The organism is Vibrio pomeroyi, from assembly GCF_024347595.1.
GTDB classification, from domain to species: Bacteria; Pseudomonadota; Gammaproteobacteria; order Enterobacterales; family Vibrionaceae; genus Vibrio; species Vibrio pomeroyi.
In genome coordinates this window covers 271,754-288,244 of the sequence record NZ_AP025506.1, presented here as the reverse complement: position 1 = coordinate 288,244, position 16,491 = coordinate 271,754, and the positions used below count along the sequence as shown (strand labels likewise).

The following is a 16,491-nucleotide window of genomic DNA, read 5'->3' as shown; positions in this document are numbered from 1 at the left end:
ACTCATTCAAGGTCTGTCTTTGAGTCCACAAAACCCCTTGGGTGTTGTATGGTTAAGCCTCACGGGCAATTAGTACAGGTTAGCTCAATGCCTCGCAGCACTTACACACCCTGCCTATCAACGTTCTAGTCTTGAACAACCCTTAAGGACGCTTATAGCGTCAGGGAAAACTCATCTCAGGGCTCGCTTCCCGCTTAGATGCTTTCAGCGGTTATCGATTCCGAACTTAGCTACCGGGCAATGCCATTGGCATGACAACCCGAACACCAGAGGTTCGTCCACTCCGGTCCTCTCGTACTAGGAGCAGCCCCCTTCAATTTTCCAACGCCCACGGCAGATAGGGACCGAACTGTCTCACGACGTTCTAAACCCAGCTCGCGTACCACTTTAAATGGCGAACAGCCATACCCTTGGGACCGACTTCAGCCCCAGGATGTGATGAGCCGACATCGAGGTGCCAAACACCGCCGTCGATATGAACTCTTGGGCGGTATCAGCCTGTTATCCCCGGAGTACCTTTTATCCGTTGAGCGATGGCCCTTCCATTCAGAACCACCGGATCACTATGACCTGCTTTCGCACCTGCTCGAATTGTCATTCTCGCAGTCAAGCGGGCTTATGCCATTGCACTAACCACACGATGTCCAACCGTGTTTAGCCCACCTTCGTGCTCCTCCGTTACTCTTTGGGAGGAGACCGCCCCAGTCAAACTACCCACCAGGCACTGTCCGTAATCCCGATTCAGGGACCAACGTTAGAACATCAAAACTACAAGGGTGGTATTTCAAGGACGACTCCACCACATCTAGCGACGCGGTTTCAAAGTCTCCCACCTATCCTACACATGTAGGTTCAATGTTCAGTGCCAAGCTGTAGTAAAGGTTCACGGGGTCTTTCCGTCTAGCCGCGGGTACACTGCATCTTCACAGCGATTTCAATTTCACTGAGTCTCGGGTGGAGACAGCGTGGCCATCATTACGCCATTCGTGCAGGTCGGAACTTACCCGACAAGGAATTTCGCTACCTTAGGACCGTTATAGTTACGGCCGCCGTTTACCGGGGCTTCGATCAAGAGCTTCGACCGAAGTCTAACCCCATCAATTAACCTTCCGGCACCGGGCAGGCGTCACACCGTATACGTCATCTTACGATTTTGCACAGTGCTGTGTTTTTAATAAACAGTTGCAGCCACCTGGTATCTGCGACTCTCGTCTGCTCCATCCGCAAGGGACTTCACTGATAAGAGCGTACCTTCTCCCGAAGTTACGGTACCATTTTGCCTAGTTCCTTCACCCGAGTTCTCTCAAGCGCCTTGGTATTCTCTACCCGACCACCTGTGTCGGTTTGGGGTACGATTCCTTACAATCTGAAGCTTAGAGGCTTTTCCTGGAAGCATGGCATCAATGACTTCACTACCGTAGTAGCTCGACATCGTATCTCAGCGTTAAGAAAGTCCGGATTTACCTAAACTTTCCGCCTACGTACTTGAACCTGGACAACCGTCGCCAGGCCCACCTAGCCTTCTCCGTCCCCCCATCGCAATTGTAAGAAGTACGGGAATATTAACCCGTTTCCCATCGACTACGCCTTTCGGCCTCGCCTTAGGAGTCGACTTACCCTGCCCCGATTAACGTTGGACAGGAACCCTTGGTCTTCCGGCGAGGGAGTTTTTCACTCCCTTTATCGTTACTCATGTCAGCATTCGCACTTCTGATACCTCCAGCAGCCCTTACAGACCACCTTCAACGGCTTACAGAACGCTCCCCTACCCCACATACCCTAAGGTACGTAGCCGCAGCTTCGGTGTATAGCTTAGCCCCGTTACATCTTCCGCGCAGGCCGACTCGACCAGTGAGCTATTACGCTTTCTTTAAATGATGGCTGCTTCTAAGCCAACATCCTGGCTGTCTGAGCCTTCCCACATCGTTTCCCACTTAGCTATACTTTGGGACCTTAGCTGGCGGTCTGGGTTGTTTCCCTCTCCACGACGGACGTTAGCACCCGCCGTGTGTCTCCCGGATAGTACTTACTGGTATTCGGAGTTTGCAAAGGGTTGGTAAGTCGGGATGACCCCCTAGCCTTAACAGTGCTCTACCCCCAGTAGTATTCGTCCGAGGCGCTACCTAAATAGCTTTCGGGGAGAACCAGCTATCTCCAGGTTTGATTGGCCTTTCACCCCTAGCCACAAGTCATCCGCTAATTTTTCAACATTAGTCGGTTCGGTCCTCCAGTTGATGTTACTCAACCTTCAACCTGCCCATGGCTAGATCACCTGGTTTCGGGTCTAATCCTAGCAACTGTACGCCCAGTTAAGACTCGGTTTCCCTACGGCTCCCCTAAACGGTTAACCTTGCTACTAAAATTAAGTCGCTGACCCATTATACAAAAGGTACGCAGTCACACCACGAAGGTGCTCCTACTGCTTGTACGTACACGGTTTCAGGTTCTATTTCACTCCCCTCACAGGGGTTCTTTTCGCCTTTCCCTCACGGTACTGGTTCACTATCGGTCAGTCAGTAGTATTTAGCCTTGGAGGATGGTCCCCCCATATTCAGACAGGATATCACGTGTCCCGCCCTACTCGTTTTCACTGATGATGAGATGTCGATTACGGGGCTATCACCCTCTATTGCGGCACTTTCCAGAGCCTTCATCTGTCTCATTAAAAGCTTAAGGGCTAATCCAATTTCGCTCGCCGCTACTTTCGGAATCTCGGTTGATTTCTCTTCCTCGGGGTACTTAGATGTTTCAGTTCCCCCGGTTTGCCTCCTGTTGCTATGTATTCACAACAGGATACTTACTTATGTAAGTGGGTTTCCCCATTCAGGAATCCCAGACTCAAAGGTTATTACTACCTAATCTGGGCTTATCGCAAGTTATTACGCCTTTCATCGCCTCTGACTGCCAAGGCATCCACCGTGTACGCTTAGTCACTTAACCATACAACCCGAAAGGGTCTTAGTGTATGGCAACTAACCAAGGTTTTTGGTTGTCATTAAGAAGGGTTAATTCTCAATGACTGTTTGCCGGACTCAATGTGATTCAAACGAATTTGAATCGAATACAAGACACTTGAATGTGTTTGTTGTGTTTATCAAAAGATAAACATTGAGAACTTTTAAATTTGATTGAATTACTCGTAAGTAATCAATCAGTCAGCTTTCCAAATTGTTAAAGAGCATAAAGCAAAAAGCTTTAATCAATAACTTGCGTTATTAATTAAAGCTCTGGCTTTAACTAAATCTAAACCATCAATCTGTGTGGACACTTATCGTGAATATCTTCGTATAAGGAGGTGATCCAGCCCCAGGTTCCCCTAGGGCTACCTTGTTACGACTTCACCCCAGTCATGAACCACAAAGTGGTGAGCGTCCTCCCCGAAAGGTTAAACTACCCACTTCTTTTGCAGCCCACTCCCATGGTGTGACGGGCGGTGTGTACAAGGCCCGGGAACGTATTCACCGTAGCATTCTGATCTACGATTACTAGCGATTCCGACTTCATGGAGTCGAGTTGCAGACTCCAATCCGGACTACGACGCACTTTTTGGGATTCGCTTACCATCGCTGGCTTGCTGCCCTCTGTATGCGCCATTGTAGCACGTGTGTAGCCCTACTCGTAAGGGCCATGATGACTTGACGTCGTCCCCACCTTCCTCCGGTTTATCACCGGCAGTCTCCCTGGAGTTCCCGACATTACTCGCTGGCAAACAAGGATAAGGGTTGCGCTCGTTGCGGGACTTAACCCAACATTTCACAACACGAGCTGACGACAGCCATGCAGCACCTGTCTCAGAGCTCCCGAAGGCACACCTGCGTCTCCGCTGGCTTCTCTGGATGTCAAGAGTAGGTAAGGTTCTTCGCGTTGCATCGAATTAAACCACATGCTCCACCGCTTGTGCGGGCCCCCGTCAATTCATTTGAGTTTTAATCTTGCGACCGTACTCCCCAGGCGGTCTACTTAACGCGTTAGCTCCGAAAGCCACGGCTCAAGGCCACAACCTCCAAGTAGACATCGTTTACGGCGTGGACTACCAGGGTATCTAATCCTGTTTGCTCCCCACGCTTTCGCATCTGAGTGTCAGTATCTGTCCAGGGGGCCGCCTTCGCCACTGGTATTCCTTCAGATCTCTACGCATTTCACCGCTACACCTGAAATTCTACCCCCCTCTACAGTACTCTAGTTCACCAGTTTCAAATGCAGTTCCGAGGTTGAGCCCCGGGCTTTCACATCTGACTTAATGAACCACCTGCATGCGCTTTACGCCCAGTAATTCCGATTAACGCTCGCACCCTCCGTATTACCGCGGCTGCTGGCACGGAGTTAGCCGGTGCTTCTTCTGTTGCTAACGTCAAGAGATAGCGCTATTAACGCTACCCCCTTCCTCACAACTGAAAGTACTTTACAACCCGAAGGCCTTCTTCATACACGCGGCATGGCTGCATCAGGCTTTCGCCCATTGTGCAATATTCCCCACTGCTGCCTCCCGTAGGAGTCTGGACCGTGTCTCAGTTCCAGTGTGGCTGATCATCCTCTCAGACCAGCTAGGGATCGTCGCCTTGGTGAGCCATTACCTCACCAACTAGCTAATCCCACCTAGGCATATCTTGACGCGAGAGGCCCGAAGGTCCCCCTCTTTGGCCCGTAGGCATTATGCGGTATTAGCCATCGTTTCCAATGGTTATCCCCCACATCAAGGCAATTTCCTAGGCATTACTCACCCGTCCGCCGCTCGACGCCCATTAACGCACCCGAAGGATTGTTAGTGTCGTTTCCGCTCGACTTGCATGTGTTAGGCCTGCCGCCAGCGTTCAATCTGAGCCATGATCAAACTCTTCAATTTAAGATTTTGTGACTCAACGAATACTGACTTCAAAACTAATATTTACCGAAGTAAACATGTAATTCTAAAGCTATTACCATTCCAACAGAATGATAATGAATTGACTGTGCCAAATAACCGAAGTTATTTGTATTGGTCACTCAGTTCATTGAAATCATTTTGATTCCGAAGAATCTGTTTTATCTAACGATAAAACGTTTTGATATTCATCAACGAGTGCCCACACAGATTGATAGGTTTAAATTGTTAAAGAGCTTCTCTTCGTTGTGACTTACATCACTTCGGAAGAGGCGGCCATTCTAGCGATTTAATTCTCAGTGTCAAACACTTTTGAAAATTAATTTCTACTTTCTAAAAGTAGAAGCGAATAATCGCTTAAAGCTAGTTGCCTCACTAACATTCTTCGCTGAAGCCTTGTGGCGTCTGCCGTGTCAGTGAGGCGGCATTATAGAGATGTTCATCACATTGGCAAGTGTTTATTAAAGAAAAACACAAAAATAACGACTACATGCCGAATAAACACCCAAAGCCTTATTTATGCAACTTTAACTACAAAGTACCTACAAAATAACCACAGACTTATCCACAATCTCTTTAATCTTACCCCCTAAAAACAAAAAAGCTGCCTTATGGCAGCCTTTTAAATAGAAAGGAATCTAAATCCCAGAGCCATATTGCTCTCCATCATCCTCATGAAGTCCACATTCTCGCTTTAACCCATTAAAGCGGGTTTCTTCTTCCGTCATACCTGGTTCCCATTTCTTAGTCGTATGTGTATCTCCAACAGAAAGGTAACCCTGCTCTCGAAGCGGGTGATAACTCAGGTCATGTTCTTCCAGGTAGTAGTGAACATCTTTATTCGTCCAATCGATTACCGGTAAGAATTTAAACACACCATTTTGGATAGATAAGATTGGCAGATTTGCACGCGATTGAGATTGCTCCCTTCTTAAACCGGAAAACCATGTCCCAGCCTCAAGCTCATCTAGCGCCCGCCTCATCGGTTCTACTTTATTAAGCTTGTTGTACTTCTCTATCCCTTCTATACCTTGATCCCAAAGTTTGCCATATTGTGCTTCTTGCCAATTAGGGCTCTGTTGTGCGCGAAAGACTTGAAGGTTTAGAGTCAACTTCTGACTTAACTCATCTATAAAGCGATACGTTTCAGGGAATAGATAGCCTGTATCTGTCAAGATAACAGGAATATCCGGTTTTGCTTGTGTGACCAAGTGAAGCATTAACGCGGCTTGAATGCCGAAACTTGAAGACACTACATGTGTTCCTTCCAAGTTTTCTAATGCCCACTTAACTCTTTCTAATGCTGTTAGCTGTTCTAACTCAGCATTAATTTGTCCAAGACGAAGTATTTGCTCCGTCTTAGTCAATGCGAGTAGTTCTGCTAGCTTCAGCTTTGAAGCGACAGAATTATGCATGCAGATCCCTCTTTGAAATGATCACCTCTTCGATGATGCCGGCTCGGATGGTGAAATCACCAAAGCCTTCATTGTCTTGTCGTTCTGTAGCCCAGCGTCCCACCAGCGAATCAATCTCTTCTAAGATCTGAGCTGATGTGATGTTCTCTTTATACATCTTAGGGATACGAGTACCGGCTTTGTTCCCACCTAAGTGCATATTGTAACGACCTGGTGCTTTACCCACTAAACCAAGTTCAGCCAACATCGCGCGACCACAGCCATTTGGACAACCAGTGATTCGAAGGATGATGTTATCTTCTTCTGGTAATCCATGTTTCTTGAGAATACCTTCAACATCGGTAACAAACTCTGGAAGAAAACGTTCGGCTTCTGCCATTGCTAAAGGACATGTTGGGAATGCCACACACGCCATTGAATTTTTGCGCTGTTCACTTACCGCGTCATCCATCAAACCATATTGACGTGCCAATTTCTCAATCTTGGCCTTTTGGCTTTTAGGGACACCTGCAACAATTAAGTTTTGGTTTGCAGTCATGCGGAAATCGCCTTTGTGGATCTTCGCAATTTCAGCCACACCGGTTTTCAAAGCCTTACCTGGGAAATCAAGTAAACGACCATTTTCAATAAACAGTGCTAAGTGGTGTTTTCCGTCGATACCTTCCGCCCAACCGATACGGTCACCACGGCCAGTAAACTCATAAGGACGACTTTCAGAGAACTCGACACCGGCACGCTTTTCAACTTCCGCTTTGAATACATCAATGCCAACACGGTCTAATGTATATTTGGTTTTTGCGTTCTTACGGTTTGAACGGTTACCCCAATCACGCTGTGTAGTCACCACTGCAGCGGCTACATCTAATGTCTTCTCTAATGGTACAAAACCAAAGTCGTCAGCTTTACGTGCATAGGTAGAAGTATCGCCGTGCGTCATTGCTAAGCCGCCACCCACTAACACGTTAAAGCCCACCAGCTTTCCGTCTTTTGCGATCGCAACAAAGTTAAGGTCATTGGCATGAACGTCGACGTCATTCTGTGGAGGAATCACAACCGTCGTCTTGAACTTACGCGGTAGATAGTTGCTACCTAGGATAGGTTCTTCGTCTGTTGTTTCTAATTTCTCACCATCCAACCAGATTTCTGCATAAGCACGAGTCTTTGGTAATAGGTGTTCACTGATCTTTTTCGCCCACTCATACGCTTCTTGATGAAGCTCAGATTCAACCGGGTTTGTTGTACACAGAACATTTCGGTTTACGTCACCTGCTGTCGCAATTGAATCAATACCAATACTGTTTAGCGTTTGGTGCATCAATTTAATGTTCGGCTTCAACACACCATGGAACTGGAAAGTTTGACGTGTTGTTAGACGGATAGAACCATAAGAGGTACTTTCATCGGCGAACTTATCAATCGCTAGCCATTGTTTAGGTGTAATGATGCCACCAGGCATACGCGCACGAAGCATGACATTATGTAAAGGTTCTAGCTTTTGTTTTGCACGTTCGTTGCGAATGTCTCGGTCATCTTGTTGATACATCCCGTGGAATCGGATCAGCTGAAAGTTGTCTGCGGTAAAACCACCAGTGATACGGTCTTGAAGGTCTTGTTCAATCGTACCGCGTAGATTCTTACTTTCACGCTTCAAACGCTCATTGTCAGCCAAAGGTCCAAGTACTTGACCTAGCACTTCTTGCTCTATTACTTGCTTGCTCATTAGTACACATCCCTTTGGTAACGTTTCGCTTTACGTAAATCATTAATATATTGTTCAGCTTGGTCACGGCTTTGGTTGCCATGTTTTTCCGCAATAGTAACTAATGCTTCATGAACATCTTTCGCCATTCGAGTCGCATCACCACAAACATAAAGGTACGCGCCCTCTTGCAGCCATTGCCATACCTGCTCAGCTTGTCCTATTAAACGGTCTTGAACATAAACTTTTTCTTCTTGGTCACGACTAAAGGCAACATCCAATTTGGTTAGCGCACCAGATTTGAGGTATTTCTGCCATTCAACTTGGTATAAGAAATCTTGAGTAAAGGTACGATCGCCGAAGAATAACCAGCTCTTACCTTGAGCATCATTGTTTTCACGCTCTTGAACAAAACTACGGAAAGGTGCGATACCTGTGCCTGGGCCGACCATAATGATTGGCGTGTTGTCGTCGTGTGGTAGCTTGAAGTTATTGTTGTTCTCTACAAACACCTTAACTTCGCCACCTTCTTCAAGGCGCTGAGCCAAGAAGCTTGATGCTCCTCCTAAACGAGACTCTTCACCTTTTTGGTATTCAACTAAGCCAACCGTTAAATGAACTTCTTCATCCACTTCTGCTTGGCTCGATGCAATAGAGTAGAGACGTGGAGTCAGCTTACGTAATAAGCCCAATAACTCATCAGCTGATAATTTGGTTTTCTTCTCTGCTAATACGTCAACGATCTGAGTATTGCCTGCGTATTCACGAAGCTTGTCTTTATCTTCCACCAGCTTGATTAACTTCTTGCTGCCAGATAACTCTGCAAACTTAGTTACAAGCTGAGGGTTTGACGTGGTGATCTCGAACTTGCTCACTAGAGCGCTATGGATAGATAAGCTTTCACCATCTACATCGACACTCTCGATACCAGACAGCCCAACCTTAGCTAGAATCTGATTCGCCAATTCTGAACTGTTTTCGTACCACACGCCCAACGCGTCACCCGGTTGATAAGTGATACCAGACTCATCAAGATCAATCTCGATATGACGAACATCTTTACCTGAATCACGACCAGTGATCTTCTGGCTTGTTAGCAATGTCGCTGTGTATGGATTTTGTTTGGTGTATTGCGAATGACCAGCCGCCGCTTGGCCTACTGGCAGCTGAACCACTTCAGCTTCAGCGCCCGTCGACAATGCTTCTTGAACTTGTGACAGTGCTTTCGCTCGCCACTCTGTTGCCGATGCTTCGTAATCAACATCGCAATCAAGACGATCGACAAACGATTTAGCACCAAGCTTAGAAAGGAAGTTATCGAAGTCTTTAGCAGTTTGGCAGAAGAACTCGTAGCTTGAATCACCTAAACCGATCACGCCATATTGTAGGTTTGCTAGCTTTGGCGCCTTCTTAGATTGAAGGAATTCGTGCAACTCAATAGCGTTATCAGGTGCTTCACCTTCACCATTGGTTGATGCTACAAAAATGACATGTGTCTCTTTAGCTAGATTCTTACCTTTATAGTCACTTGCATCGAAAAGCTCGACGGCAATCCCTAAGGCTTTGGCTTCTGCTTCAAGCGATTCAGCAACACCTTTCGCGTTACCCGTTTGAGAAGCAAAGATAATACTTAACTTACCCGCAGGTTTAGCGGCTACAGCAGCGGCAGCTTGAGCGATTGGCGCAGCTGCACCTACAGGCTGAGCTTGGCTCACACCCCAAAGATAGCCACTGACCCATGCCAGTTGCTGAGAAGATAGCTCAGAAACAGTTTGCTGAAGATGACCTAATTGTTGGTCATTAAGTGGTGCTGCTAGCCCAGGTAACTCATTAGTCCCAGACTGTGCATTATTATTTTGTGAAGACTCTTTCTTATTTAAAGACATGGTCACGACATCCCTAATCATTGCGTGACGATAGATTAACCACTCCTTTTAATAACAAGAAAGAATAGAAAAGTATGTTTTATAACTTTTTGGAAGTAAAAACCGATTGAAACGCAATTTGACTTACTGGTTTTCAATCCGTACTTGCTGAAAGCCAACCGCCATTGCCGACTTAGATGCTAAGTCTAGATCCGCATAATGGCACTCCTCACCATGAACATCAGTGAGCAGAACAAAGCCGCCTCCCATATGGCGAAACTCTACAACCCAAGACCCTTCTTGTATTGAGGGCTCTATGACTGCTTCCACTAGCAGGTTTTCTCGATATAAATTTCGTAATTCATTGAGTGTCATATTCCATCCCTTGCTTTGACCTCACAACATAGACTCTATAAGAATAGACGCTAATCAGCTCTCTGTATAAGGATGGTCGAAAGTGATGAATGTGCTAACTAATTCCAGAAAGATATATACCCAAGTAACCTCAAGATGCTTAGGTATAACCAACAGATATAAAAAAACGCCACTTAATAAAGTGGCGTTCTTAAAATTTGTTCTAAATGCTTTTTAAAATAAGCGTTAATCGCTTAGAAACGTACTTCCGCACCAGCAAACCAGCCATCGACCATGACAAAGCTTTTACCTAGATCAGACTTAAAGAACTCATCTGAGTCTAGGTCGATAACACGGTAGCCACCACGCAGAGCAATTTCAGATTCTGACACAGGAATTCGGTACTGAACCCCTGCCATTAAGTCCGTACTCTTAATACCGCTGCTATCACCGAACTCCATCGTACCAATGATATCGAAATTGGTATCAGGAACGTTGATCTCTGCGTTACCGTAGAAACTCCACGTAAACTCATCAAAGCTTGTTTGAGTAATCGTTTGAGGCTCAATGTAGTTCGAATTCGAGTATTGAGTAAACGTCACACCCGCATCAAAGTTCATCAGCTTGTGTTCTAACAGAGTGTAGTAAAACGTGTAGTCGTACTTATCAAAGGCCAACGCATCTGTATCAATAGACGTATAACGGAAGCTAGCATTTGGCAGCATTGGGGCATTATGCTCAAATGCGAAATACACAGAAGGAGAGTTAGAGTCTTCGTCTTGTCTCACTTCGTTTAGCTTGGTACTTCCCCACCACATATCGGCACCGACTTTAGCCGTGTAAGAAAACTCTTCTTCAGCAGCGACTGCCGAACTTAAAGATAGCATTCCTACTAAAGCAATTAATGGCATTTTATTCATTTGAGATAGCTCCAATTCCATATCGTTGTGCTAAGTGTATGCACATTCATAGATTATTGGGGAAAATTCTATCACACATCTTAAAGACTAGAACGATAAACCGCTGGTGAATAAAGATTTGACGGCACCATGACGTTAGTAACGTCTTTGGTTAGAACTGTGTACATAGTTTTTGAAAAACCACACACCGATTGCAATCACAATCAACCAAGGCAACAGCTTAAAGACGACACTCATCATACCCAAGACCAGCATGACTAACAGTGCTACGCCAGTTGCGGCCAATACCGTCATAAACGTAATACCAGTGACAAGCAGAGTTGCTACAAAAATAAGAACAAAGATTAATTCAAACATAATGGTCTCCCTAATGAGTTCATGACCTATCTTTCCTACTTTCTAATATTGCAGCTTCTGTACCAAGTTACAAAAACCAACAAAACCCTGATTTATCAAGCAAATAAAAAGCCACGCATTTTCATACGTGGCTTTCCAATAAATCAAAGTGGTAAATTTAGCCTCTAATGGCGAATTTAACCTTAACGCAGGCTCTTCACCTTGAGAGAGGCTATACGTTCAGCTCTTTAGGAATCTTAGCCAATGCCGTCTGCATTACTTCGATACCCGCGCCTTTCTTATGTGCATTTTCGCTGATGTAGCGACGCCATTGTCTCGCACCCGGCATGCTTTGGAAAAGACCAAGCATATGACGAGAGATATGTCCTAGGCTCGCACCATTTGAAAGCTCACGCTCAATGTACGGGTACATCTCTTCCACAACTTGTGAGCGTTTCTTAATTGGCGTATCTAAGCCAAAGATCTGTTGGTCAACTTCCGCAAGAATAAATGGACTATGGTAAGCCTCACGACCAATCATCACACCATCAAGGTGCTGAAGGTGTTCTTTAGTCTGTTCTAACGTAGTGATACCGCCGTTTACTGCAATCACTAGATCAGAGAAGTCTTTCTTGATTTGGTATGCACGACCGTAGTCTAGAGGTGGGATCTCTCGGTTCTCTTTCGGGCTAAGACCACTCAACCACGCTTTACGTGCATGAATAGTAAATTGCTCACAGCCGCCTTTTTCTGAAACCGTCGAAACAAACTTAGTTAGAAACTCATAAGAGTCTTGGTCATCAATGCCAATTCGCGTTTTCACAGTGATTGGAATATCGGTCACTTCTTTCATTGCCGATACACAATCCGCCACCAGCTCAGGCTCAGCCATTAGGCAAGCACCAAAGCGACCATTTTGAACTCGGTCTGAAGGGCAACCTACGTTTAGGTTCACTTCATCATAGCCGCGCTCACCAGCAAGTTTCGCACAAGCAGCTAAATCAACTGGGTTAGAGCCACCAAGTTGAAGTGCAAGAGGGTGTTCTTGCTCGTTATATTCTAGGAAGTCGCCCTTACCATGTAAGATCGCGCCCGTTGTTACCATTTCCGTGTACAGAAGAGTCTGCTGAGAAAGCAAACGGTGAAAGTAACGACAGTGGCGGTCAGTCCAATCGAGCATTGGAGCGACGGACAACCTACATGAATGTGTCATGGCAAAGTACCCTAGTAGCGAGTCAAAAAAATATGCTGGAATACCCAGCAAAAGCAAGGTCGGCTATTGTAAATGCTATGCCCTGTTTGTGCTATATGAACTTTGCCTCACACTTTTTTTATAAACCTATTCACCAGATCTCTAATTCAACCTCACTAATCAGTTATGCCTTGAGTCACACTGTCATTTTGAGTTACCTTGTCTTATTCAAAGTCGTGGGTCACAATACGCTCTGTACCTGACTTTAATAGAAATCATTGGCTCCCAAAACGTAGTAACCTAGAAATAGAGTTAGAATAGGGATGGCCGATTGAATGGTGAAAAATTTGGACCACACATTAATAGAGCAAGTTGAAGGGATATGCGCATCGCGAGGCGTTCGATTAACGCCTCAGAGAAAGCGAGTGTTTGAGCTCATTCTCTCTAATAAAAAAGCCTCCAGTGCTTATGAATTATTAGAGCAGTTGAAAGTCAGTGAACCACAAGCCAAACCACCTACGGTTTATCGCGCTTTAGATTTCTTGTTAGAACAAGGTTTCATTCACCGAGTTGAGTCAACCAATAGCTTTATATGCTGCTGTTCTTGCAATGCCGACAAACATTTCTCTCAACTACTGATCTGCGATAAATGTGGCACTGTGATAGAACTGCAAGACGATGCGCTTGTCACTCTACTCGCGAGTAACGCTGAGAAGCATGGCTTTCAATTGACCAATCATGTCATTGAATCACATGGCATTTGCCAAAGCTGCTCCTCTGAGATGAAAGAATAAGATTATAGAAGAACATTATGCGCGCTGAATTTGTAAACCCGTTTTTAGCTTCTTTGATGAACGTATTAAAAACGATGGCTTCTCTAGAATTGAAGCCACAAAAACCAAGAGTGAAGAAAGATGAAATCGCTCGTGGTGATGTATCTGGCCTGATTGGTATGGTGGGTACACAGTCTCGTGGTTCGATGTCGATCACCTTCGATGAAGGTCTCGCTCTCGAAATCATGGAAAACATGCTAGGTGAACGACCAAACGGCCTAAATGAAGAGGTGACCGATATGGTGGGTGAAATCACTAACATGGTAACAGGCGGTGCAAAACGTATTCTTGCAGAAAGCGGCTTTGACTTCGACATGGCAACGCCAATCGTGGTTTCAGGTAAAGGCCACACGATTCGTCACAAATGTGATGGGGCGATCATCATCATGCCTTTCTCATCTCAATGGGGTAATGCCTTCATCGAGATCTGTTTCGAATAGAAGTCGCCACTGCGAATATTCAAAGGCTGACGCTGTATTTAAGAGGCTGACGGATACGTCAGCCTTTTTTATTACCTGCGATTTAAACCATTGCATACTCTACAGATACAAAAACGCCAACCCGAAGGTTGGCGTTTCTTTTAGGTTATCAACTCAATTAAGCTTTAAGTGCTTTAAATGCGTTGATCAGACCGTTAGTTGAGCTGTCGTGAGACGTTACTTGTGCATCGTCAGCAAGCTCTGGAAGAATTTGGTTTGCTAGTTGCTTACCAAGTTCTACACCCCATTGGTCAAAGCTGAAGATGTTCCAGATAACGCCTTGAACAAAGATCTTGTGCTCGTACATCGCGATTAGGTTACCTAAAGAGCGAGGGTTGATTTGCTTAACAAGAATTGAGTTTGTTGGGCGGTTACCTTCAAATACTTTGAAAGGTACTAGCTCAGCTACTTCTTCAGCTGTTTTGCCAGCTGCTAGGAATTCAGCTTCTACTGTCTCTTTTGTCTTACCGAAAGCTAGAGCTTCAGTTTGAGCAAAGAAGTTAGACATCAGCTTCTGATGGTGATCAGATGCAGGGTTGTGGCTGATAGCAGGCGCAATGAAGTCTGATGGGATCAGCTTAGTGCCTTGGTGAATCAGCTGGTAGAAAGCGTGCTGACCGTTTGTACCTGGTTCACCCCAGATGATAGGACCTGTTTGGTACTCTACTGGGTTGCCTTCACGGTCTACAAACTTACCATTCGATTCCATGTTACCTTGCTGGAAGTACGCAGCGAAACGGTGCATGTATTGGTCGTAAGGTAGGATAGCTTCCGACTCAGCACCGTGGAAGTTGTTGTACCAAATACCGATAAGAGCAAGGATTACTGGAATATTGCTTTCAAACTCAGTTGAAGCAAAGTGGTTATCCATCTCGTGAGCACCTTCTAGTAGCTCAACGAAGTTATCGAAGCCTACAGAAAGAGAAATAGAAAGACCTATCGCAGACCATAGTGAGTAACGACCACCAACCCAGTCCCAGAATTCGAACATGTTGTCAGTATCGATACCAAACTCAGCTACTGCTGTTGCGTTTGTTGATAGTGCTGCGAAGTGTTTAGCAACGTGTGCGTTGTCACCCGCTTCAGCCAAGAACCAATCACGCGCAGAGTGCGCGTTCGTCATTGTTTCTTGAGTCGTGAATGTTTTAGATGCAACTAGGAATAACGTTGTTTCTGGGTTTAGAGGCTTAAGAGTCTCAACGATGTGAGTACCGTCTACGTTAGAAACGAAGTGCATGTTTAGGCGAGTTTTGTATGGTGTTAGCGCTTCAGTCACCATGTATGGACCAAGGTCCGAACCGCCGATACCGATGTTTACTACATCAGTGATCTCTTTACCTGTGTAACCTTTCCACTCACCAGAAACGATGCGGTGCGTGAACAGTTCCATTTTTGCTAATACAGCGTTAACAGCAGGCATTACGTCTTTGCCATCAACCATTACTGGGTTGTCGCTACGGTTACGTAGAGCTGTGTGAAGTACTGAACGACCTTCAGTCTTGTTGATTGCATCACCGCCAAACATCGCTTCAATTGCAGACTTAACTTCAGTCTCGTTTGCAAGAGCAAATAGGTGCTGCATCGTCTCAGCGTCGATTAAGTTCTTAGAGTAATCCACTAAGATGTCTGAACCGAAACGAGTAGAAAAGCTCTCGAAACGCTTTGCATCTTGAGCAAATAGCTCTTTCATATCCATATCTTGAGCAGACTCAAAATGTGCAGTTAGAGCTTTCCACGCTTGTGTTTGCGTTGGGTTGATATTTTTCAACATGGTATCTATCCCGATGTTACTGTAGGTTTTATTCTAAACGTCACCTGGGTGATGAATAGAACCCCCGATTAGGCGAAAGTTTATATTTTTCTGTGATGACCAAACCGCATCACCACTGAAAGATTCTTTGTAATTTTTTTTCACGACGTATTATGCCGTATATGAAGAGCTGCACCTTGAGATAAATCAGGATTCGAATTCCTGACAGAAAGATCGGAGCAGACTCTAGCTCTAACATAATTAAATGTGAGCGAGACCTGATAAATTCAAGTTCAAAAGATAGCGTTAAACCACTTTTTTTCCAAATACATTATAGAGGATGGCGTATGTGGATTCAGAAGACTATACACCTAAATGCACGAAAGCGTGGATTCCATCTCATTACTGATGAAATTGAACAACAGATACACGATATCAATTCTCTATCTGTTGGTTTATTACATCTCTTTATTCAGCATACCTCTGCCAGCCTAACACTGAATGAGAACGCCGATCCGACTGTCCGTAGCGATATGGAATCGCACTTCAACAAGTTTGTCCCAGAGCGAGCGCCCTACTACAGACACACCTATGAGGGCGATGATGATATGCCTGCTCACATTAAAGCATCGACACTTGGCAACAGTGTGACAATCCCTATCACCAATGGTCGTTTAGCTTTGGGAACATGGCAGGGTATTTACTTAGGTGAACATCGAGATTGTGGTGGAAGCCGAACAGTAATTGCGACGATTCAAGGTGAGTAGACTGCTTGAAAGCTAGGTAT

The 16,491-nt window shown here is 45.3% G+C and carries 11 protein-coding genes and 2 rRNA genes; 3 read left to right on the top strand and 10 right to left on the bottom strand.

The annotated features are described in order from the left end of the window. Positions 1–48 precede the first annotated feature (48 nt). The 9 genes from OCV12_RS01355 to dusA all read right to left on the bottom strand — a co-directional run bounded on the left by OCV12_RS01355 (position 49) and on the right by dusA (position 12,663). Positions 49–2,940: ribosomal RNA gene (locus OCV12_RS01355) — 23S ribosomal RNA — on the bottom strand. Positions 2,941–3,288: 348 nt separating this feature from the next. After that, positions 3,289–4,843: ribosomal RNA gene (locus OCV12_RS01350) — 16S ribosomal RNA — on the bottom strand. Together the 16S and 23S rRNA genes form the textbook arrangement of a ribosomal RNA operon. A gap of 656 nt (positions 4,844–5,499) precedes the next feature. Further along, positions 5,500–6,276: a phosphoadenylyl-sulfate reductase gene (locus OCV12_RS01345; protein WP_261885182.1), complete on the bottom strand. Its 777-nt coding sequence runs from the start codon at positions 6,274–6,276 to the stop codon at positions 5,500–5,502. Continuing rightward, the gene (cysI, locus tag OCV12_RS01340; RefSeq protein ID WP_261885181.1) at positions 6,269–7,996 is read right to left on the bottom strand and encodes an assimilatory sulfite reductase (NADPH) hemoprotein subunit; all 1,728 of its coding nucleotides are present in this window, start codon (positions 7,994–7,996) and stop codon (positions 6,269–6,271) included. Before cysI ends, OCV12_RS01345 begins: the two co-directional genes overlap by 8 nt. Further along, positions 7,996–9,861 carry an assimilatory sulfite reductase (NADPH) flavoprotein subunit gene (locus OCV12_RS01335; RefSeq protein WP_261885180.1) on the bottom strand — a complete coding sequence of 622 codons (1,866 nt, stop codon included), beginning with the start codon at positions 9,859–9,861 and terminating at the stop codon, positions 7,996–7,998. The genes cysI and OCV12_RS01335 overlap by 1 nt, the downstream gene beginning before the upstream one ends. Before the next feature lie 123 nt (positions 9,862–9,984). Further along, positions 9,985–10,215, bottom strand: coding sequence for a hypothetical protein (locus OCV12_RS01330; RefSeq protein WP_017632684.1), 231 nt, complete (start codon positions 10,213–10,215; stop codon positions 9,985–9,987). 233 nt (positions 10,216–10,448) lie between these two features. Continuing rightward, positions 10,449–11,114, bottom strand: a complete 666-nt coding sequence (locus OCV12_RS01325) for a TIGR04219 family outer membrane beta-barrel protein (protein ID WP_261885179.1) — start codon at positions 11,112–11,114, stop codon at positions 10,449–10,451. A gap of 135 nt (positions 11,115–11,249) precedes the next feature. Continuing rightward, complete coding sequence (gene pspG, locus OCV12_RS01320; protein ID WP_017632687.1) at positions 11,250–11,471, bottom strand: envelope stress response protein PspG; 222 nt, start codon at positions 11,469–11,471, stop codon at positions 11,250–11,252. A gap of 211 nt (positions 11,472–11,682) precedes the next feature. Further along, the gene (gene dusA, locus OCV12_RS01315; RefSeq protein WP_261885178.1) at positions 11,683–12,663 is read right to left on the bottom strand and encodes a tRNA dihydrouridine(20/20a) synthase DusA; all 981 of its coding nucleotides are present in this window, start codon (positions 12,661–12,663) and stop codon (positions 11,683–11,685) included. 314 nt (positions 12,664–12,977) lie between these two features. Between dusA and zur the strand changes: the two genes are divergently transcribed. Both zur and OCV12_RS01305 read left to right on the top strand, forming a co-directional pair. After that, positions 12,978–13,436 carry a zinc uptake transcriptional repressor Zur gene (zur, locus tag OCV12_RS01310; protein ID WP_026084434.1) on the top strand — a complete coding sequence of 153 codons (459 nt, stop codon included), beginning with the start codon at positions 12,978–12,980 and terminating at the stop codon, positions 13,434–13,436. 17 nt (positions 13,437–13,453) lie between these two features. Beyond that, positions 13,454–13,915: a chemotaxis protein CheX gene (locus OCV12_RS01305; RefSeq protein ID WP_017059940.1), complete on the top strand. Its 462-nt coding sequence runs from the start codon at positions 13,454–13,456 to the stop codon at positions 13,913–13,915. Positions 13,916–14,072: 157 nt separating this feature from the next. Here the strand turns inward: OCV12_RS01305 and pgi are convergent, their stop codons facing one another. Continuing rightward, positions 14,073–15,725, bottom strand: a complete 1,653-nt coding sequence (pgi, locus tag OCV12_RS01300; protein ID WP_017632690.1) for a glucose-6-phosphate isomerase — start codon at positions 15,723–15,725, stop codon at positions 14,073–14,075. A gap of 326 nt (positions 15,726–16,051) precedes the next feature. On the opposite strand from pgi, the gene OCV12_RS01295 reads away from it, so the two are divergent. After that, entirely contained in the window at positions 16,052–16,471 is a 420-nt protein-coding gene (locus OCV12_RS01295; RefSeq protein ID WP_239717185.1) for a secondary thiamine-phosphate synthase enzyme YjbQ, read from the top strand. The last annotated feature ends 20 nt before the right edge of the window (positions 16,472–16,491 follow it).